Here is a 19,034-nt window from a genome sequence, read left to right on the forward strand (position 1 = left end):
TGATCCTTACCTTATCGAGGAATGGCAGATGAAATTAACCAAACTTGTGGTGCAATTGGCGGCACTGTTAAGTTGCACCAGTTGGAGTGCGCTTGCCGCAGAACCAGCACAACAGCTTGGCTTGGCAACCGATTATCAAGCCAACAGCCCAACTATCGAAGCCGTTTTAGGGTACCCAGGCGGCAGTCGTATCAGTTCACCCGAGGCCATCGAAGCTTATTTTAATGCCTTAGCCAAAGCCTACCCAGAGCAGGTACAAGTGCACTCTTATGGGCGCAGTTGGGAGGGCCGAAATCTCTATTACGTGGTGATTTCGAGTGCTGAAAATATGGCTAAGTTAGGTGCTTATCAAGCAAATATTGCGGCGTTAAGCGCAGCCGATAGTACCTCCAGCAAACAAGCCGAGCAGCTGATCAAAAGCATGCCAGCCAGCGTTTGGCTCTCTTATGGGGTGCATGGTAACGAGATCTCGTCACCTGAAGCCGCCATGCTTACGGCGTGGCATTTGCTGGCTGCAACCGATGCCACAACGCAAGGCTACTTAGACCAAGCCTATGTGTTTATTGATCCTGTTCAAAACCCAGACGGGCGTGCACGCTTTGTCAGTCGCTATTACATGACCGCAGGGTTAGAACACAGTAGCGATAGACTTTCAGCAGAACATAACGAACCTTGGCCAAGTGGTCGTAGTAACCACTATTTGTTCGATTTAAACCGCGACTGGCTAGCTCTAACCCAGCCGGAAATTGCCGGTCAAGTGGATGCCCTGTTAATAAATATGCCGCTAGTGTATGTCGATTTGCATGAGATGGGCGGCGACACCAGCTACTACTTCACGCCTGAAGCTGAACCCTATAACCCTTTGATTACGGAAACTCAACGCAAAGCGCTATGGACCATAGGTGAAAATAACGGCAAGTGGTTTGATCAGCACGGTTACGATTACTACACCCGTGAAGTGTTTGATGCCTTTTATCCAGGTTACGGCGCCAGTTGGCCTTTGTACCATGGCGCAATTTCCATGACTTACGAAATGGCATCGGCGCGCGGCCATCACTTTCGCACCAAAGATGGTGAAATCTTAACCTACGGTGATGGCGTACAACGCCATTTTATTGCCTCTATCGCTACCATTGAGACGGTCGCTAAAGAGCGTCAGCAATTATTGCAAAGTTATTGGGATTATCGCCAACAATCAGTGCAACTGGGGCGTCAAAGCAAGCAGCGTTACTGGGTCTTTAATCCACAACAAGATGCGGCAGCAGCGCGTCGGTTAGCCGGCTTGCTAACTCGCCATGGCGTTAAAGTTGAGCAAGCAGAGCAAGACTTCAAAGCCTGTGGCAATCAATATGCTGCCGGTAGCTTTATTGTCGATAGCGCCCAGCCAGCCTATTACATGTTGCGCACGCTGCTCGATAAAGACATTGCCATGGATGCCGACTTTATTGCGGAACAAGAGCGGCGCCGTAAGAATAACCTGGCCGATGAAATTTATGACGTCACTGCTTGGTCACTGCCGCAGATGTTTAATGTTAGCTATCAAACCTGTGCCAAGTTACCGCGGGTGGCCACTGTTGCTGCTGGGACGGATCTGATTAAGCCAGGTCAAGTTAATCAGGCTGATGCCAACGTGGGCTTTATCGTCCCTTGGGGTGATATGAATGCAGGACGTTTTCTCACCGCTGCTCTACGTGAAGGCCTCACAGTAAAACAAACGGATTTACCTTTTACCCATAGTAACGGCAAGCGCTATCCAGCCGGGTCTCTCATTTTAACCCATGCCGACAATGCCAATTTGGCTGCAATTATCCAAGACTTAGCGGTTGCCAGTGGGGCTCAGGTTGATGGCGTGAATTCTAGTTGGGTGACTGATGGCCCTAACTTTGGTTCCAATAACGTGCAACGGGTGCATGCGCCCCAAATCGCGATGTTGTGGGACGAGCCGGTATCTAGCCTAAATGCCGGGCATACGCGGTTTGTGATTGAGCAGCAGTTTAACTATCCAGTTACCGCCATACGCGCTGCCCAATTAGCTGGCGCCAACTTAAGCCAGTATCAAGTGTTGATCATGCCAGCAGCCAGTAGCGTTGCATTGCAAGCCGCATTAGGTGAACGCGGGCAACAAAATATTCAGGATTGGGTTGCTAAAGGCGGCGTCTTAATTACTCTTGGCAGCAGTTCTGCGTGGGCCGTAGATGCCGAGTTTTTATCTAGTGCATTAGAAAGTGTTGTGCAAACTAAAGCCCCAAGCCACGGCGACGAAAAACGCATTGAGGGCTTGCTGTTTAAGCAACGTGAAGAACTTATGCACTATATTCAAGCCGACCATGCCGACCCATATTGGACCGCTGGCGTCATCACCCGCTTGCAGGTAGACCAAGAACATTGGTTAAGTGCTGGGGTCAAACCTGAGGTTTTTGCAGTAACGGTTGGTAATCAAATCTTCCGCCCGCTTACCATTGATCATGGTCGCAATATTGTGAATTATGCCGGCCCTAACGAGGTGTTAGCGAGCGGTTATTTGTGGGCTGAGAATCAACAGCAGTTGGCTTATAAACCTTATCTGATGTGGCAGCCGCAGGGTCGCGGCATGGTGATAAGCTTTGCCCAAGAGCCCACCTATCGGGCCTACCTTGATGGTCTGAATATTCTGTTAATGAATGCCATCTTTGCTGGGGCTAGTCACGCTAGCCCACTCCGATAAGCTTAGGGCTCATTTTAACGACACGAAGCGCCTAGACCACCTCGTCTAGGCGCTCTTATCCGCTCCAATACGCGATGCGACCGCACCTCTTTGATCCTTGTATTTAGCGTCTTTGCGCGAACGATAAGGACGTACACATGGCTCATCAAGTTGTTCAAAGCTAAGCGCACCGATTTTCATCAAGGGCCGCAGCGCTAACGGCAACTTACCACTATTAAAAAATTCAAGCACCACCTGTCCCGACCAACCTGGGTCGATGCGGTGGGCAGTAACATGCACCATTAACCCCAACCGCGCCAACGACGAGCGACCATCTAACCACCCCACCATATCAGCGGGTAAGGTCACCGATTCATGCGTAACCGCCAAGGCAAACTCACCCGGGTGAATAAAAAAGGCTTGGTCTTCATTCAGTACAATGGCATCGCTCATCACCGACTGAATCGCTTTATCAATCTCATCGCGTGGGCCGCTGATATCGATAAAAGGAGCGGCGTGATCTTGCAACACTCTAAATTCATTTCCCAAATGAATATCTACGGTGACGCCGCTGATATCCTCCGCCAATGGCGCTGGGTCTAATACAATTTTACCAGCTGCTAAGTAGGCTTCTATTTGACCATCGGTTAAACGCATGGGGAGCTCTCCTGCTTGTTCTTATGATGCGTTAGCTTGGGCTTGTTGATAAAGCTGGGCCGCCAACGCCGTTGCGCTTTGTTTGATAATAACACTAATTGGATCCTCAGGAGCACTTACCACCAAAGGGGTGCCGTTATCTAAGCTCTCACGTAAGCGCGCTGCTAGTGGCCACTGGCCTAGCAAGGGCACGCCATGTTCAGCAGCCACGTTAACCCCGCCGCCAGTACCAAAAATCGCTTCATGATGACCACACTGACTGCACTCAAAATAACTCATGTTCTCGATTAAACCAGTAATCGGCACCCCTACTTTCTGGAACATGGTAATGCCTTTTTCAGCATCGGCTAGTGCCACAGTCTGCGGTGTGGTTACTACCACCGCCCCAGTGATGGGTAGCTTTTGCGCAAAGGTTAGCTGAATATCGCCGGTACCCGGCGGTAGGTCAACAATCAGATAATCGAGAGCTGGCCATTTGGTATCCCGAAAGAGCTGTTGCAACGCAGCACTGGCCATAGGGCCACGCCAAATAGCTGCATCCTTGGTATCAGTAAGATAACCTAACGATGAAGCATACACACCATGGCGTTGATGGGGGATCATTTTTTGCTGCTCATTCACGGTCATCTTCTCATCAGCACCACCGAGCATGGTAGGTAACGAAGGACCATACACATCGGCATCGAGAATCCCTACCTTGGCACCGAAACTTGCCAAGGCCAACGCCAGTTGCACGCTCACCGAAGATTTACCCACCCCGCCCTTGCCTGACGACACCACAATCACATTGCCATAGACGAGCGGCAATTCAGGTTGGGAATTTTTTAGCTTGGCGACCTTGCACACCAACTGCCATTGATACTGACCTAACTGAGGGTCTTGCTGGAAAGACTCCAACACACTGGCATCAGCGGCAAAGGGTAAGCTCAAAGTGGCTTTATTACCCGCTACGCTCACCCATGCTGAAGGGATAGCGCCTTGCCAACCTGGCAACCTCATCTTGGCTAAAGCAGCGTTAAACTGCGTGGTTGCATCCAACGTGGTTGATGGGTCTGTGGCGGCGGCTTTGGATTTTTTGAAACGACTAAACATCTATCCCTCCCAGCTTGGTTGTCGGCAGCCATGATACGGCTAGTTCGGCTGGATTGCCAGCCACGATTAAGTTACACTTTAGGCCTTTAAATATCACGGAATTAACGGAAATATCCATGCCGACAGCAACTCGCAAAATTCTGGTTACCAATGCCCTTCCTTACGCTAATGGGCCAATTCACATTGGGCATATGCTTGGCTACATTCAAGCCGACATTTGGGTTCGTTTTCAGAAGTTACGTGGACACGAATGCCACTATGTCTGTGCCGATGATGCGCACGGTACGCCGATTATGCTTAAAGCGCAGCAATTAGGTATTGCGCCAGAGCAAATGATTGCCGATATGAATCAAGCGCACCAAGCTGACTTTGCGGACTTTCATGTGGCCTTTGATCATTATCACTCGACCCATAGTGACGAGAATCGTGAACTAGCGGAACTTATCTACACCCGCTTACGTGATGCTGGGCATATTAAAACCAAGACCATTGAGCAGTTGTACGATCCACAGCAAGAGATGTTTTTGCCCGATCGCTTCGTCAAAGGCACCTGCCCTAAATGTGGTGCAGAAGATCAGTACGGCGATAATTGCGATGTGTGCGGCGCTACCTATGCACCAACTGAACTTAAAAACCCTAAATCAGCGGTTTCTGGTGCCACCCCTGAGCTGCGTCAATCAGAACATTACTTCTTTGATTTGCCAGCCTTTGAGCAGATGCTAAAAGAATGGACTCGTTCAGGTTCGTTGCAAGACGAAATGGCAAACAAATTAAACGAATGGTTTGAGTCAGGCCTACAAATGTGGGACATCAGCCGTGATGCCCCCTACTTCGGCTTTGAAATCCCAGATGCGCCTGGCAAGTATTTCTACGTGTGGCTTGATGCTCCAATTGGCTATATGGGTAGTTTTAAGCACTATTGCCAAACCACCGGCAAAGCTAATTTTGACGACTACTGGCAACTCGATAGCCAAGCCGAGCTTTATCATTTTATCGGTAAAGACATCATCTACTTTCATAGCCTGTTTTGGCCAGCCATGCTTAAGGGTGCAAGCTTCCGGCAACCAACCAACGTGTGGGCGCACGGCTTCATCACGGTGAACGGCACCAAAATGTCCAAATCCAAAGGTACTTTTGTGATGGCTCGTACCTATTTGGACCATCTAGATCCGGATTACCTGCGCTACTATTTCGCTGCCAAACTGACCAACCGTATTGACGATTTGGATTTGAATCTGACCGACTTCGCTCAGCGCGTTAATGCAGATTTAGTTGGTAAGGTGGTCAACATAGCGAGTCGTTGTGCTGGCTTTATTAGTAAGAAATTTGACGGCAAGTTAGCAGCTAGCATTAGCGATACCAGCCTCTTAGATGAATTCCAAGCGGCGGCCGCTGGCATCGCCCAAGCGTATGAAAAACGCGAGTTTTCGAAAGCGATGCGCGACATCATGGCACTGGCTGATAAAGCAAACTTCTACATTGCTGAGCAAGAGCCTTGGCAGCTTATCAAAGACCCAAGCAAACAGGCTCAAGTGCATGAGATTTGTTCTATCGGGATTAATTTGTTCCGCTTACTGATGATTTATTTAACCCCAGTGGTGCCAGCCTTGGCGACCCGCGTGCAAGAGTTCTTGAACGATGAATTTAGTTGGGATAGTCACCAACAGCTATTAACAGATCACACCATTAGCCCGTTCAAGGCCCTGTTACAACGTATTGACATGGAAAAAGTAGAAGCCATGATTGAAGATTCTAAAGCCAGCGCAACCCCAGCTGCGGCCGCTACCAGCAACGGTGAACTCGAACGAGATCCTATCAGCGCCGAAATTAACTATGACGACTTTGCTAAAGTTGATTTACGGATCGCACTTATTGCTAACGCCGAGCACGTTGAAGGCGCTGATAAGCTACTCAAGTTAACCCTAGATTTAGGCGGTGAAACACGCCAAGTTTTTGCCGGCATTAAATCGGCTTATGCCCCAGAGCAACTGATTGGCCAACATACCGTGATGGTCGCTAACTTGGCACCACGCAAAATGCGGTTTGGCTTATCAGAAGGCATGGTTCTAGCCGCCGGCCCTGGTGGCGAAGAACTGTTTATTCTTAATCCACACGCTGGTGCAAAACCAGGGATGCGGGTTAAATAATGGTCGCTACCGTACACCTTTACGAAGGCAAAGAAAAATCTCTAAAGCGCTTACATCCGTGGATATTTAGCGGAGCCATTGCACGCGTTAAAGGCCAACCTGAAAGCGGTGCTACTGTCTCTATCCATGCACACAATGGAGACTGGCTCGGCTATGCCGCTTGGTCTCCCAAATCGCAAATTAGAGCGCGGGTGTGGAGCTTTAATCAAGGTGACAGCATTGATGCCGAGTTTTTTCTGCAACGCATTGCTGCGGCAAAAGCGCTACGCGATGGGCTCGATCTGCGCAGTAATGCCTATCGGCTGGTTGCCGCCGAGGCCGACCAACTGCCCGGTATCACCATCGATAAATACGATAATTGGCTGGTCTGCCAGTTACTCAGCGCAGGAGCTGAACTCTGGCGCGATGCTATTGTAAACGCTTTGCGAGCATTGTTTCCTGAGTGCTCTATTTATGAGCGCTCCGATGTGGATGTGCGGCAAAAAGAAGGCTTACCAACAGTCACTCAAGTACTCTACAGCCAATCCGGCGAGGCGCCTCCAACCACTTTATGGATTGAAGAGAACGGCTTGCAACTGGGCGTGGATATTCAAGCTGGACACAAAACCGGTTATTACCTAGATCAGCGTGATAGTCGGTTAGCGATGCAAAAGTATGCACCCGGCAAACGTGTCTTGAACGCTTTTAGTTATACTGGTGGTTTTGGCTTATACGCAGCAGCAGCTGGTGCAACCGAGGTGGTTAACTTAGATGTGTCAGCTCCGGCCTTGGCGCAAGCGGCTGCCAATCATGAGCGCAACCAATTGCCCCCCGAACAGCTACAAAACCTGCAACTTGATGTGTTTGAAGCCTTACGCAAGTTTCATCAAAACGGTGAGCGGTTTGATGTGATTGTGCTCGACCCACCCAAGTTTGTCGATAATAAGGCGAACCTCAATAATGCATGCCGTGGTTATAAAGATATCAATCGTCTCGCAACTATGATCCTCAAGCCCGGTGGTACCCTGATCACGTTTTCATGTTCTGGCCTGTTGCCTGTAGATTTGTTCCAAAAAGTAGTCGCAGATGCAGCCCTGGATGCCAAGCGCCCGCTACACATCATTGAGCGGTTATTTCAGGGCGCGGATCACCCGGTCCGCACTAACTTTCCAGAGTCGTTGTATCTAAAAGGATTTGTTCTGCGCGGTTAACTTAGCTAGAGTTATGAGCATAAGCAGCGCAACAGCAGCATAGACGAGGTAAGCATGAGTACTATTTTTGACAAAATTATCAGCCGCGAAATTCCAGCTGAGATAGTCTACGAAGATGATCTGAGTTTGGCGTTCAAAGATATTAATCCGCAAGCGCCCGTTCATCTGTTGATTATCCCGAAACAACACATAGCCACCATCAATGATATTACGGAAGAAAATCGTGAAATTGTTGGGCATTTGTATTGGGTGGCAGCAAAAATTGCCGCTCAGTATGATTTTGCTAAAGACGGCTATCGGGTCGTGATGAACTGCAATGAAGATGGTGGCCAATCGGTGTACCACATTCACTTGCACTTGTTAGCGGGGATCACCATGGGCTGGCCGCCGTTTGCAAATAACCGGCCGAAACAAGTTTAGGCGAAGCATAAAAAAGGCCGCAGGTAGCATTAAGTCACCAGCGGCCTTCCTTTTTAAGAGCAACTACTGACCGGTCGCAATACCCTCGCGACGAGGATCTGCACCACCGTACAAGCTACCATCTTCTAAGCGGCTGATACCATGCAAACCGCTGTTAAGGTCTTGCACCCGTACCTGATGGCCACGGGCTTTGAGGCCCTCTGCTAGAGCTTCAATCGTGGTTCCCCGCTCTAGTGCAGTCTCACCATTTAGGTTAGTCACGTGCGGCAAATCCATCGCTGCTTGCATATCTAAATTCCAATCAAGCAAGCCTATCAAGGTTTGTGCAACATAGTTAATAATCCGAGCACCGCCAGGTGAACCCACCACATGCAGTAACTCTCCTTGCTCATCAAACACCATCATCGGTGACATCGAGCTACGCGGGCGCTTACCCGGCTCAACCCGGTTAGCGACCGGATTGCCGTTCACTTCAGGTACGATTGAAAAGTCCGTCAGTTGGTTATTTAGCAAGAAGCCTCCTACCATCACCCCTGAACCAAATCCTGTTTCAATACTGGTGGTTAAAGACACCGCATTGCCTTCAGCATCAACAATAGAGATGTGGGAGGTATTAGGGAGCTCCGGCGATTGATCATCTGCATATACCAGAGTCGTTAGTTCACCGGGCGTTGCCTTACCTAAATCACGCTCGCCAATCAATTGCGCGCGCTCGGTTAAATAGCCCTTATCAAGCATGGCGGTGACAGGAACATCCACAAAATCGCTATCAGCAATGTAACGATTACGATCCGCAAAAGCTAACTTCGATGCTTGGGTAAAATAATGGACAGCCTGTTCACTGTTTGGCGCTAACTCGGCTAAATCTTTACTCTCTAACATGCTTAATATTTGCAGCACGGTAATCCCACCAGAACTTGGCGGTGCCATCCCGCACACCTCATAGACACGATAGTTACTACAAACTGGCTCACGAATAACTGCTTGATAACTTGCTAAATCTTCGACACTTAAGGTGCCTGGGCTACGTTCGGCTTGTTGCACCGCTTGCGCTATTTGTGTCGCCAACGGCCCTTGATAAAAAGCATCTGCACCCTGTTCGGCAATCATTCGTAAGCTGGCAGCTAGCTCAGGGTTTTTTAATACTTGCCCTTGCTTGAGGGCTTGCCCGTTTGGATAAAAATAGTCTTTGGCTGGGCTTAAAGTTTTTAAGCCAGGATGAAATTCCAAATCAAGTAAGCCTTGAAGCCGCGCAGAAACCGTAAAACCCTGCTCAGCTGTAGTAATGGTATCGGTGAATAGCTGCTGCCATGGCAACTTGCCCCATTGCTGATGAGCTCGCTCTAAACCACGCAAAATACCCGGGGTCCCTACCGAACGCCCACCTACCACAGCGTCTAAAAAGCTAGCCGGTGGCTGCCCTTGGGCGTCGAGGAACAACTCCGGCGTGGCAGCTGCGGGTGCAGTTTCACGCGCATCAACGGTGTAAAGTTGTTGTTCGCTGGCATCCCAATAAAGTAAAAAACCACCGCCACCAATACCAGAAGACTGTGGCTCAGTTAAAGTGAGCATGGCTTGTACCGCCACTGCGGCATCAATTGCACTTCCACCTGCCGCTAACACCTTCCGCCCAGCCTCTGCCGCCGCCGGGGTAGCTGCTGCCACCATATATTGCTGGGCTGCTTGCCCGCTTTTCGCAATAAAGCCAGTAGCTGCTTCAGGATCAGCTGCAACCCGTTCCGTAGGGGTAGTTTGGCTACCACAACCAACTAATGCTAGCGCTAGTAACGCCCAATACTTCTGCATAATTATCACCTTATTCGTGCTATTACTCGCAAGATGCGGATTTACCTAGTCATTCAGTCTTTTCATACTATCGCTACTATCATAAGATCTTGTGCCATTGATAACAACGCCATTGCGGCTTATCCTCGTCATTCATAGGCCGCCATGTAAGGATGACAACGTGTCAAAATCACCGCCCAAAACAACATTATCTGCCTTAGTCTTATCTGAACGAGGACAAATTACCATCAGTAGCTTGTTGCTTGCTGTGATTATGGTATGGCTGCATTTTTATCAGCAACAACAAGGCTCGTTGCTTGAGACCTTCGATTTTACTCAACCTTTGGTGTGGCAAGAGCCTTGGCGCCTGCTTACCGCTCATATCCTGCACCTTGATGCTCAGCACGCCATCTACAATGCGATTGGACTGCTTCTGCTTACCCTATTTTTTGCTGGCAACTTCACCCTGCGGAGCTGGTTTAATGCACTTCTAATTATCGCCGTTGTCATTGCTGCTTTGGTCTGGTTGATTGGTTACCCAAGCCGTTTTGTAGGCTTTTCGGCAGTGTTACACGGGCTACTGCTACTTGGCGTGCTACTTGACTGGCGGCAACAAGATTATCGCTGGGCTGACTGGCTGAACCCCATAGTGCTTGGGCTGTTAGGGCTTAAAGTGCTACTCGAGTACTCTGGTTTGCTGCAAAGTAAAATTCTGTTGAGCATCGGCGATCCGCAAGCGATAGGTATTCTTCATGCCTGTGGTTTAGTGGGTGGTTTACTCGCGTGGCATCTGCACTGCCGCAGCCTCAAAGCTTTGGCTACCATGGCAGAATCAAACCAGGACAAATAAAATAAAGGGCCCAATCCTTGGGCCCTATAACTTAATCAGATCCGTCGCTATAACAACTGCGTTAACACCGTTACAGGACAATCCGATCTTTGTTGAGTTCGAGCATACGTGGGCCGATTCCTTTCACCTGCATCAGTTGGTTAGCATCACTAAAAGTGCCTAACTGCTCGCGTAACTTGATGATAGCTTCAGCTCGCTTTAAGCCGACGCCGGTGAGTGCCATCGCTAACTGTTCGGCGCTGGCAGTATTGATATTAACCGTAGGGGTACTTGCTGCTTCTTGCATCGCCACTGCAGTAGGAGCAAATAATAAAGGTTGGGCTACAGCCGGCTGTAACAACACCAGCGGCGATAACATCGAGGCGAAAATCAAGGTTTTCCGTAACATAAGGCACTCTCCAAGTCAGTTTGATGACTGCACCATGCAGACCTGAAGAGTGTACGAAGGTGCTGGCGTTTAAGCCATTAAATAGCTCGTATTAGGCCGTGAGCGATTGCTTAATTGCAGTTAAGGCTGCGGCGGGGTCAGACGCTTGAGTAATAGGTCGACCGATGACTAACACTTCAATTCCTAATTGATTGGCCGCTGCAGGCGTCATAGTACGGCGCTGATCATCTGCAGCACTACCGGCTGGACGAATACCTGGCGTGACTCGCATAAAGTTCGGGCCACAGTGTTCGGCAATCAGCTCGGCTTCTTGGGCCGAACAAACCACCCCATCTAAGCCCGCTTGCTGGGTTAATTTGGCTAACCGTAACACCTGCTCTTGCGGGCTTACGTTAATGCCTTGCTCGGCTAAATCTTCGGCTGTCATACTGGTTAACACCGTAACCGCGATTAAGAAAGGTGGCTGGGGTAAGTCTGCCAGAGCCTCCCGCGCCGCTTGCATCATCCTACTACCGCCGCTTGCATGCACGTTAACCATCCAAACCCCAAGGTCGGCAGCAGCTCGTACCGCTTTACCTACGGTGTTTGGAATATCATGAAATTTCAGATCAAGAAATACTTTAAAGCCCAGCGCAACCAACTCTTTCACAAATTCAGGGCCTGCCGCAGTAAAGAGTTCTTTGCCAACCTTTAAACCGCACGCACTAGGTGAAAGTAACTTAATCAACGGCCAAGCTTGTGCAGGCGTGGCATAATCTAAGGCTACAAAGATTTCTGACTGTTTCATTTATTCTCCATCTAAACCAATTATGGGTTTTATTTCGCCCCAACTACGACAGCTAGGGCAATGCCAATAAAGGGTACTGCCCGAAAAGCCACAGTGGCGACAGCGATACTTCGGCCGCTGTTGCATCTGCTGTTGCACCAACTTCTGCAGCATGCGCAGACTATCGCGAGCTTTACCAACATCAGCCGCACGAATATGAAAATCCATTAATTTATGAAACCCGCGCATGGTCGGATTTTGAATCAAGGAAGACTGAATAAATTGTTCTGCTGCCTCAATGCTATTTTCACGAGCGATAAGTTCAGACAATAACACGGCAGCTGAGGTTGAGTGTGCCACCTTCACGCATTCATGTAAAAACTGCACCAAGCCTGTTTCATCGTGTAAATCATCAAAACATGCTTTGATGAGTGGTAAGGCTTCGCTGACGAAATCGCTATCTTCATGCAGGATGCCCACCAATATATTACGCGCTTTGACTAGCTGCCCCTGGGCATACCACATCCGCCCTAGCGCGAGCGCTGCACGGACACATTCAGGATCGTGCTGACGCGCTTTTAAATAATACTTTTCGCCCGCTTCAGGTTGCGTTTGTTGCTCTGCTAATTCGCAATAAAGTTGTCCTACCAATACCTCAGCAGAGCTGTCAAAGCGAGTGATTTTCAAGGCGACACGAATCGCTTTATCCCACTCATGGGTCGATTCATAAAGTTCTAATAAATGGCGTTGGCAGGCTTCATGAAACTGTTTGTCGGTTTGCAGGGCCAGTAACATGTCTTCGGCCCGATCGTAAATACCCGCAGCCAGATAATCTAGACCTAACTCAAACATGGCCATGCGCCGTTGCTGTTCGGTTATCGAGGGTCTGGAGGTGAGGTTCTGATGAATTTTAATCGCGCGATCTATTTCACCACGACGGCGAAATAGTTTACCCAGCGCCCAGTGGGTTTCTAAGGTGTCTGAATCTACATCAAGCAGTTCAATAAACAGATCGACTGCTTTATCCGGTTGATCAGAAAGTAATAAATTTAAGCCGGTGACATATTGCTTGGAGAATTGTTCTTGTTCTTTGCGGTCTTCATTACGCACACTGTTACGCCCCATGAACCAGCCATAGGCAGCAGCAACAGGTAACAATAAGAATAACAGTTCAAGCATTAAGGGGTGCTCGTTTTCACCAGCTGTTTACGTAATTTCTTTATTTCTCGGCCTAACAGAAATTGCCGAGCTAACATGGCTATCACACCAATGATAAAGCCAAGAGCCAAAAATAGTGCTGCAACTAGGGCTAACGAAACTTGTTGCTGTACAGCCAGAAAATCGACGGTGACTGGCGTATTGTTCATAGCACCAAAAGCGATGGCAATTAAAAATAGAATCAATAAGGGTAAGCTAACAAACAAGAATCGGATCATAGTTACAGGTCTCGTCTTCATAAAAAAACGGCATGCTTTATAGTAGCATGCCGTTTTGTTTAACTCGACGTTAAAAATCAACCGATGTTGTCGACCCGCTCGCGCAGTTCTTTACCCGGTTTAAAGTGAGGGACATATTTGCCCTCAAGTTCAACCGATTCACCGGTTTTAGGATTACGTCCAACCCGCGGCGCTCGATAATGCAATGAGAAACTACCAAAGCCACGAATCTCAATCCGTCCGCCTGACGCCATTTGCTGCGCCATCTGCTCGATAATTTCTTTCACCGCATCTTCAATCTGACGCGAAGAATGCTCTGGGTACAACGCCGTTAACTGGTTAATCAGTTCCGATTTTGTCATCTTAAGCTCCTCTATGTGTGCGTCAATGCGCTCGGGTTTTCAGTAAACCTGACTTATTAGTCGTTTTTCGCCGCTTTGAAGGCTTCAGCCATTGCGTTAGAGAAGTCAGCTTCGTCTTGCTGCTTGTTCACTGACTCAATAGCTTCTTTCTCTTCAACTTCGTCTTTAGCACGAATAGACAAGCTCAAAGTACGGTTCTTACGATCAACGCCCATGAAACGAGCTTCGATTTCGTCACCAACTTTCAACTCAGTGGTAGCGTCTTCAACGCGATCACGTGAGATATCAGCGGCACGAACGTAACCTTCAACGCTGTCAGCCAGTTCAACTTTTGCACCTTTGGCATCAACTTCGATGACCTTACCAGTAACAATAGCACCTTTTTTGTTAGCTGCCAGATAATTGTTGAACGGATCTTCTTCTAATTGCTTGATACCAAGAGAGATGCGCTCGCGCTCTGCGTCAACTTGTAACACCACAGCGGTAACTTCTTCACCTTTCTTGAATTCGCGTACAGCTTCTTCGCCAGTAGCGTTCCAGCTGATGTCAGACAAGTGAACCAAACCGTCGATGCCGCCATCTAAACCGATGAAGATACCGAAGTCAGTGATTGACTTGATCTTACCTGACACTTTGTCACCTTTGTTGAAGTTCTTCGCGAACTCTTCCCAAGGGTTAGCTTTACACTGTTTCAGGCCAAGTGAAATACGACGACGTTCTTCGTCAATTTCAAGAACCATAACTTCAACCACGTCATCCAAGTTAACAACTTTAGATGGGTGAACGTTTTTGTTGGTCCAATCCATTTCAGAAACGTGTACCAAACCTTCTACGCCTTCTTCGATTTCAACGAAGCAGCCGTAATCAGTTAAGTTGGTTACACGACCAGTCAAACGATGACCTTCTGGGTAACGAGCAGCGATATCCGCCCATGGATCTGCGCCTAATTGCTTCAGACCTAATGATACGCGAGTACGCTCACGATCGAATTTCAATACTTTCACATTGATTTCGTCGCCTACGTTAACCACTTCGCTTGGGTGCTTAACGCGCTTCCAAGCCATATCGGTAATGTGCAACAAGCCGTCAACGCCGCCTAGATCAACGAACGCGCCGTAGTCAGTCAGGTTCTTAACGATACCTTTAACTTCTTGACCTTCTTGCAAGTTCTCTAGCAGCTCATCACGCTCTGCACTGTTCTCAGTTTCAATAACAGCACGACGAGAAACAACAACGTTGTTGCGCTTCTGGTCTAGCTTGATAACTTTGAACTCTAAATCTTTGTTTTCTAGGTGCGTCGTTTCACGAACTGGGCGAACATCTACCAATGAACCTGGTAAGAATGCACGAACGCCACCTAAATCTACAGTGAAGCCACCTTTAACTTTACCGCTGATGAAACCGGTAACAGTTTCTTGGTCTTCATAAGCTTTTTCCAGCTGTAACCAAGCTTCATAACGTTTTGCTTTTTCGCGTGACAGGATAGTTTCACCGAAACCATCTTCAACCGCATCTAGTGCTACGTCAATTTGATCGCCAACTTGAACTTCTACAACGCCTTCTGCGTTGCGGAATTGCTCAACCGGAATAGCACTTTCAGATTTCAGACCGGCGTCTACCAAAACAACGTCACGGTTGATAGCTACGATGGTGCCTTTTACGATAGAACCTGGGCGAGTTTCGACCTCTTTGAGGCTTTCTTCAAACAGCTGTGCAAAATTTTCTGACATATGAGTTAGCTTACTTCAGTTAAGTACGTCCACCAGACATCCTGTTCGGCGGGGTTATTAAAAATAATCTGTTCGCTTATCCTTGCTACAGACCGCTAAGTTAGCCAGCTACATGCTGACCTACTCAGAATGCGAGAGCTTGCTGTATGCAAACTCAAGAATGTTGTCCACCACCTCGTCAATGCTCAGATCCGTTGAATCTATCTGCAACGATCCTTCGGCAGCACGTAAAGGTGCAACCGAGCGATTGGTGTCGCGTGCATCACGCTCGCGAATTTCGGTGATTAATTGGTCGATTTTAGCAGTAAAACCTTTATCTAGCAATTGTTGGTAACGCCGTTGTGCACGTTCTTCTGGGCTGGCTGTTAAAAACACCTTTGCCGCAGCGTCGGTAAACACCACAGTTCCCATATCTCGACCATCAGCAACGAGGCCTGGCAGCTCTTTAAACGCCCGTTGACGGCGCAATAAAGCTTCACGTACCCGTGGCAACGCAGCAATTTTGGAAGCCATATTACCGACCTCTTCATTACGAATGGTCATGGTAACGTCTTCACCTTCTAAGATGATATGGGTTAAGTCTGGGTCTTCTTCTACGTCAAACTTAACGTCTAGCGCACCTGCTAGAGCCACTAAGCTTGCTTCATCATCGGCGGCGAACCCATGATGCAACGCAGCGAGAGCTAAAACGCGATAGATGGCGCCACTGTCAAGTAAATGCCAACCTAACTTATCAGCGAGAATACGGCTTACCGTACCTTTGCCGGCACCGCTTGGTCCATCGATGGTGATTACCGGAATCTGTTTGGTCATGCTATCCCCTACCCAATAAAAGCGCCGCAATTATACGGAATTGGCAGAAAATTGCACCTTTATTCGGTGAACTTACGATGAACCTTACTCGACGTTTGCGTTACCGCACAAAAATCTTCGAAATAACGCGGGTAGGTTTTGCGACAGCAATCAGGGTCAAGAATAGTCACGCCACTGGCACTGAAACCTAACAACGAAAAGCACATCGCCATCCGATGGTCATCGTAGGTGGCAATCTCAGCATGCTGCAATTGGGCCGGCGCGGTGATTTCAATGCCATCAGCATGCTCAACCACCTGTGCCCCCACTTTGCGCAGCTCGGTCGCCATAGCGTGCAGGCGATCGGTTTCTTTAATCCGCCAATTGGCGATATTGCGGATGTTTGTGGTGCCCTCGGCAAACAACGCCAAAGTGGCAAAAGTCATGGCGGCATCAGGGATGGCATTTAAATCAGCATCTAAAGCCTGTAACGGCTCGGATAACTGGCGGCTCACCCTGATTTGTTGCGGCTGGATATCAACCTCAGCGCCCATTTGCGCAAGGTAATCGGCAAAGGCTATATCGCCTTGAATACTATCTGCACCCACCCCTTTAACCGTTAACGGACCACCGCTAATCGCCGCCGCCGCTAACCAGTACGAGGCCGCACTGGCATCCCCTTCTACCCAATACTGCTGAGGGCTTTGATAGCGTTGTCCGCCGGCAATGAAAAACTCATGGGCACTCACTTGGGCAATGGTGATACCAAAACGTCGTAACATAGCCAGAGTTAATTCAATGTAGGGCCAAGATACCACCTCGCCGGTCAGCTCTAACAGGGTGTCATCCGCCAACAACGGCAGCGCCATCAGTAGCGCCGAAATGTATTGGCTTGAGGCACTCCCGTCTACTTGCAGCGAGCCCCCACACAAACCAGCACCGAGTCGTAACGGCGGATAGCCTGGCTGTTGTAGAAACTTGATTGAAGCATGGCCGGCTTGCAAGGTATCGGTCAACGCCGCGAGCGGACGTTCATGCATGCGTGCATCGCCGGCTACCACCACAGCGGCAGTTGCGGGTAAGGTGGCAGCCAAGACTGCGGTCAACGGCCGTACCGCAGTACCTGCATTACCTAGGAACAACTCAAGGGTTGCCGTCGGGTTAGCTTGCCAATAAGGCCAATCACCACCGCAACCATGCACGGTAACCTGGCTGGGGTCGTTGGCATCAAGCTCAATCCGCACGCCTAACGCAGTCAAAGCTTCGAGCATGCGTTCAGTGTCGTCGCTGCGCAGTAAATTCGTTACCTGAGTTACTGCCGGGGCAGCCCCAGAATGAGAACCAGAATTCGAATCTGAGTTACTACACAAGGCCGCCATTAGTAAGGCACGATTCGCGATACTTTTTGAACCGGGCAAAGTAACCTCGCCCGTACAAGAGCTTAATCCACGTAACGCTATCCTACCGCTCATAGCACCAATAACCCCACCAACTTATTACAGTAGCATGCTTTTTAGTGCATCAATTACAGTAGCATGCTTTTTAGTGCATCAATAAACACTTGGTTTTCGTGTTCAAGGCCAATACTTACGCGTAAGTGGTTCGGTAATTCGTATCCAGCTACCGGCCGCACAATCACGCCTTTATGCAGTAACTGCTGATAAATATCGGCCGCATCAGCTCCAACTTCAATGGTCAAAAAGTTTCCGTAGGATGGAATGTAAACAAAGTTAAATTGTTCACAAAATTCAATCAGTTGTGCCATTCCCGCCTGGTTGACAGCAATAGATTGGGCTAAATAATCAGCATCATCTAAGACAACTTCAGCAGCCTTTAGGCTCAAGCTGTTCATGTTAAATGGCTGACGCACCCGATTCATTAAATCTGCGATATCCGCATGAGTCACCGCATAACCCGCACGTAAGCCGGCTAAGCCATAAGCTTTAGAAAAAGTACGGCTTACAATCAAATTAGGATAGCGCTGAACCCATTCAACCGAAGGCGCTCGTTCAGCTGCAGGCACGTATTCGTAGTAAGCTTCGTCTAACACCACCAACACCTGCGCAGGAACTTTAGCTAAGAAACTTTCCAGCTCAGCCGTGGTTAAGAAAGTACCGGTTGGGTTATTTGGATTAGCGATAAAAATCATTCGTGTTTTATCGGTAATAGCTGCGGCCATAGCATCCAAATCGTGACCATAGTTTTTCGCTGGTACTGCAATACCCTTGGCACCAATAGCTTGAGTTACCAATGGATACACCACAAACGCATGTTGCGAAAACAGCACTTCATGATGTTCGTTAACAAAGGTACGCGCCAACAGTTCTAAGACATCGTTGGAGCCGTTACCCAAGGTGATTTGATTAATATTTACACCCAGTTTCTCAGCCAGTTTGCTCTTTAGATAAAAACCGTTGGCGTCAGGATAGCGAGCTAATCCAGCTAAGGTATCTTGCAAAGCTGCGGTAACCTGCTTGCTCAACCCCAGCGGATTTTCGTTCGAAGCGAGTTTCACGATATCTGTTAGCCCTAGTTCGCGCTCAAGCTCTTCAATGGGTTTACCTGCCTGGTATGGGCTTAAGTTACGTACGCCAACATTAGCGAGAGATTTTGCATCAAAGTTTGTCATGAGTTTCCTGGTTGTTCGTTATTGATTGTTCGTTGTTCGTTGTTCGTTGTCAGTAAAGGGTGCCCACGCCAATAGCTAATATCCAATAGCTAACAGCGCTCTTGCTT

Annotated in this window: 17 protein-coding genes; 5 read left to right on the forward strand and 12 right to left on the reverse strand. The window is 48.7% G+C overall.

Going from position 1 to position 19,034, the window contains the following annotated elements; translation table 11 throughout:
- The first annotated feature begins 28 nt into the window (after positions 1-28).
- Positions 29-2,704: a M14 family zinc carboxypeptidase gene (locus KGF88_RS05020; RefSeq protein WP_153825540.1), complete on the forward strand. Its 2,676-nt coding sequence runs from the start codon at positions 29-31 to the stop codon at positions 2,702-2,704.
- Between the two features lie 45 nt (positions 2,705-2,749).
- On the opposite strand, the gene dcd is transcribed toward KGF88_RS05020, so the two are convergent.
- Both dcd and apbC read right to left on the reverse strand, forming a co-directional pair.
- Positions 2,750-3,340 (reverse strand): dCTP deaminase, encoded by a 591-nt coding sequence (dcd, locus tag KGF88_RS05025; RefSeq protein ID WP_153825539.1) that lies wholly within the window; start codon positions 3,338-3,340, stop codon positions 2,750-2,752.
- 21 nt (positions 3,341-3,361) lie between these two features.
- Complete coding sequence (gene apbC / locus KGF88_RS05030) at positions 3,362-4,432, reverse strand: iron-sulfur cluster carrier protein ApbC (protein WP_228759426.1); 1,071 nt, start codon at positions 4,430-4,432, stop codon at positions 3,362-3,364.
- 116 nt (positions 4,433-4,548) lie between these two features.
- Here apbC and metG point away from each other — a divergent pair, with 116 nt between their 5' ends.
- From metG to KGF88_RS05045, 3 genes are read left to right on the forward strand one after another with little or no spacing between them, the layout of a single operon-like run.
- Positions 4,549-6,579: a methionine--tRNA ligase gene (gene metG, locus KGF88_RS05035; protein ID WP_153825538.1), complete on the forward strand. Its 2,031-nt coding sequence runs from the start codon at positions 4,549-4,551 to the stop codon at positions 6,577-6,579.
- On the forward strand, positions 6,579-7,769 hold the full coding sequence (locus tag KGF88_RS05040; RefSeq protein WP_153825537.1) for a class I SAM-dependent rRNA methyltransferase: 1,191 nt from the start codon (positions 6,579-6,581) through the stop codon (positions 7,767-7,769). The genes metG and KGF88_RS05040 overlap by 1 nt, the downstream gene beginning before the upstream one ends.
- Positions 7,770-7,823: 54 nt before the next feature.
- Positions 7,824-8,189: a histidine triad nucleotide-binding protein gene (locus KGF88_RS05045; protein ID WP_153825536.1), complete on the forward strand. Its 366-nt coding sequence runs from the start codon at positions 7,824-7,826 to the stop codon at positions 8,187-8,189.
- A 63-nt stretch (positions 8,190-8,252) separates the two neighbouring features.
- Here the strand turns inward: KGF88_RS05045 and ggt are convergent, their stop codons facing one another.
- Positions 8,253-9,995 (reverse strand): gamma-glutamyltransferase, encoded by a 1,743-nt coding sequence (gene ggt / locus KGF88_RS05050; protein ID WP_153825535.1) that lies wholly within the window; start codon positions 9,993-9,995, stop codon positions 8,253-8,255.
- Positions 9,996-10,155: 160 nt separating this feature from the next.
- Here ggt and KGF88_RS05055 point away from each other — a divergent pair, with 160 nt between their 5' ends.
- Complete coding sequence (locus KGF88_RS05055; RefSeq protein WP_153825534.1) at positions 10,156-10,824, forward strand: rhomboid family intramembrane serine protease; 669 nt, start codon at positions 10,156-10,158, stop codon at positions 10,822-10,824.
- A 70-nt stretch (positions 10,825-10,894) separates the two neighbouring features.
- On the opposite strand, the gene KGF88_RS05060 is transcribed toward KGF88_RS05055, so the two are convergent.
- From KGF88_RS05060 to hisC, 9 genes are all read right to left on the reverse strand, one after another.
- Positions 10,895-11,212, reverse strand: coding sequence for a ComEA family DNA-binding protein (locus tag KGF88_RS05060; protein ID WP_324186767.1), 318 nt, complete (start codon positions 11,210-11,212; stop codon positions 10,895-10,897).
- Positions 11,213-11,303: 91 nt separating this feature from the next.
- Positions 11,304-11,999, reverse strand: a complete 696-nt coding sequence (pyrF, locus tag KGF88_RS05065; RefSeq protein ID WP_153825533.1) for an orotidine-5'-phosphate decarboxylase — start codon at positions 11,997-11,999, stop codon at positions 11,304-11,306.
- A complete protein-coding gene (gene lapB, locus KGF88_RS05070; RefSeq protein ID WP_153825532.1) occupies positions 12,000-13,157 on the reverse strand; it encodes a lipopolysaccharide assembly protein LapB in 1,158 nt (385 codons plus the stop codon).
- Positions 13,157-13,435 carry a lipopolysaccharide assembly protein LapA domain-containing protein gene (locus KGF88_RS05075; protein WP_110075001.1) on the reverse strand — a complete coding sequence of 93 codons (279 nt, stop codon included), beginning with the start codon at positions 13,433-13,435 and terminating at the stop codon, positions 13,157-13,159. The genes lapB and KGF88_RS05075 overlap by 1 nt, the downstream gene beginning before the upstream one ends.
- A gap of 56 nt (positions 13,436-13,491) precedes the next feature.
- Positions 13,492-13,776 (reverse strand): integration host factor subunit beta, encoded by a 285-nt coding sequence (gene ihfB, locus KGF88_RS05080; protein WP_110075000.1) that lies wholly within the window; start codon positions 13,774-13,776, stop codon positions 13,492-13,494.
- 56 nt (positions 13,777-13,832) lie between these two features.
- Entirely contained in the window at positions 13,833-15,506 is a 1,674-nt protein-coding gene (gene rpsA, locus KGF88_RS05085) for a 30S ribosomal protein S1 (protein WP_110074999.1), read from the reverse strand.
- A 120-nt stretch (positions 15,507-15,626) separates the two neighbouring features.
- Positions 15,627-16,319 (reverse strand): (d)CMP kinase, encoded by a 693-nt coding sequence (cmk, locus tag KGF88_RS05090; RefSeq protein ID WP_110074998.1) that lies wholly within the window; start codon positions 16,317-16,319, stop codon positions 15,627-15,629.
- A gap of 59 nt (positions 16,320-16,378) precedes the next feature.
- Positions 16,379-17,770: a 3-phosphoshikimate 1-carboxyvinyltransferase gene (gene aroA / locus KGF88_RS05095; RefSeq protein WP_153825531.1), complete on the reverse strand. Its 1,392-nt coding sequence runs from the start codon at positions 17,768-17,770 to the stop codon at positions 16,379-16,381.
- A 53-nt stretch (positions 17,771-17,823) separates the two neighbouring features.
- Positions 17,824-18,927, reverse strand: coding sequence for a histidinol-phosphate transaminase (hisC, locus tag KGF88_RS05100; protein WP_153825530.1), 1,104 nt, complete (start codon positions 18,925-18,927; stop codon positions 17,824-17,826).
- Between the last annotated feature and the right edge of the window lie 107 nt (positions 18,928-19,034).

This window comes from Idiomarina loihiensis (genome assembly GCF_024584785.1).
Lineage (GTDB): Bacteria > Pseudomonadota > Gammaproteobacteria > Enterobacterales > Alteromonadaceae > Pseudidiomarina > Pseudidiomarina fusca.

What these genes read in the sequence shown, in the direction of transcription:
- KGF88_RS05020 (WP_153825540.1), top strand. Translation starts at nt 29, where the DNA reads ATGAAATTAACCAAACTTGTGGTGCAATTGGCGGCACTGTTAAGTTGC.
- dcd (WP_153825539.1), bottom strand. Translation starts at nt 3,340, where the DNA reads ATGCGTTTAACCGATGGTCAAATAGAAGCCTACTTAGCAGCTGGTAAA.
- apbC (WP_228759426.1), bottom strand. Translation starts at nt 4,432, where the DNA reads ATGTTTAGTCGTTTCAAAAAATCCAAAGCCGCCGCCACAGACCCATCA.
- metG (WP_153825538.1), top strand. Translation starts at nt 4,549, where the DNA reads ATGCCGACAGCAACTCGCAAAATTCTGGTTACCAATGCCCTTCCTTAC.
- KGF88_RS05040 (WP_153825537.1), top strand. Translation starts at nt 6,579, where the DNA reads ATGGTCGCTACCGTACACCTTTACGAAGGCAAAGAAAAATCTCTAAAG.
- KGF88_RS05045 (WP_153825536.1), top strand. Translation starts at nt 7,824, where the DNA reads ATGAGTACTATTTTTGACAAAATTATCAGCCGCGAAATTCCAGCTGAG.
- ggt (WP_153825535.1), bottom strand. Translation starts at nt 9,995, where the DNA reads ATGCAGAAGTATTGGGCGTTACTAGCGCTAGCATTAGTTGGTTGTGGT.
- KGF88_RS05060 (WP_324186767.1), bottom strand. Translation starts at nt 11,212, where the DNA reads ATGTTACGGAAAACCTTGATTTTCGCCTCGATGTTATCGCCGCTGGTG.
- pyrF (WP_153825533.1), bottom strand. Translation starts at nt 11,999, where the DNA reads ATGAAACAGTCAGAAATCTTTGTAGCCTTAGATTATGCCACGCCTGCA.
- lapB (WP_153825532.1), bottom strand. Translation starts at nt 13,157, where the DNA reads ATGCTTGAACTGTTATTCTTATTGTTACCTGTTGCTGCTGCCTATGGC.
- KGF88_RS05075 (WP_110075001.1), bottom strand. Translation starts at nt 13,435, where the DNA reads ATGAAGACGAGACCTGTAACTATGATCCGATTCTTGTTTGTTAGCTTA.
- ihfB (WP_110075000.1), bottom strand. Translation starts at nt 13,776, where the DNA reads ATGACAAAATCGGAACTGATTAACCAGTTAACGGCGTTGTACCCAGAG.
- rpsA (WP_110074999.1), bottom strand. Translation starts at nt 15,506, where the DNA reads ATGTCAGAAAATTTTGCACAGCTGTTTGAAGAAAGCCTCAAAGAGGTC.
- cmk (WP_110074998.1), bottom strand. Translation starts at nt 16,319, where the DNA reads ATGACCAAACAGATTCCGGTAATCACCATCGATGGACCAAGCGGTGCC.
- aroA (WP_153825531.1), bottom strand. Translation starts at nt 17,770, where the DNA reads ATGAGCGGTAGGATAGCGTTACGTGGATTAAGCTCTTGTACGGGCGAG.
- hisC (WP_153825530.1), bottom strand. Translation starts at nt 18,927, where the DNA reads ATGACAAACTTTGATGCAAAATCTCTCGCTAATGTTGGCGTACGTAAC.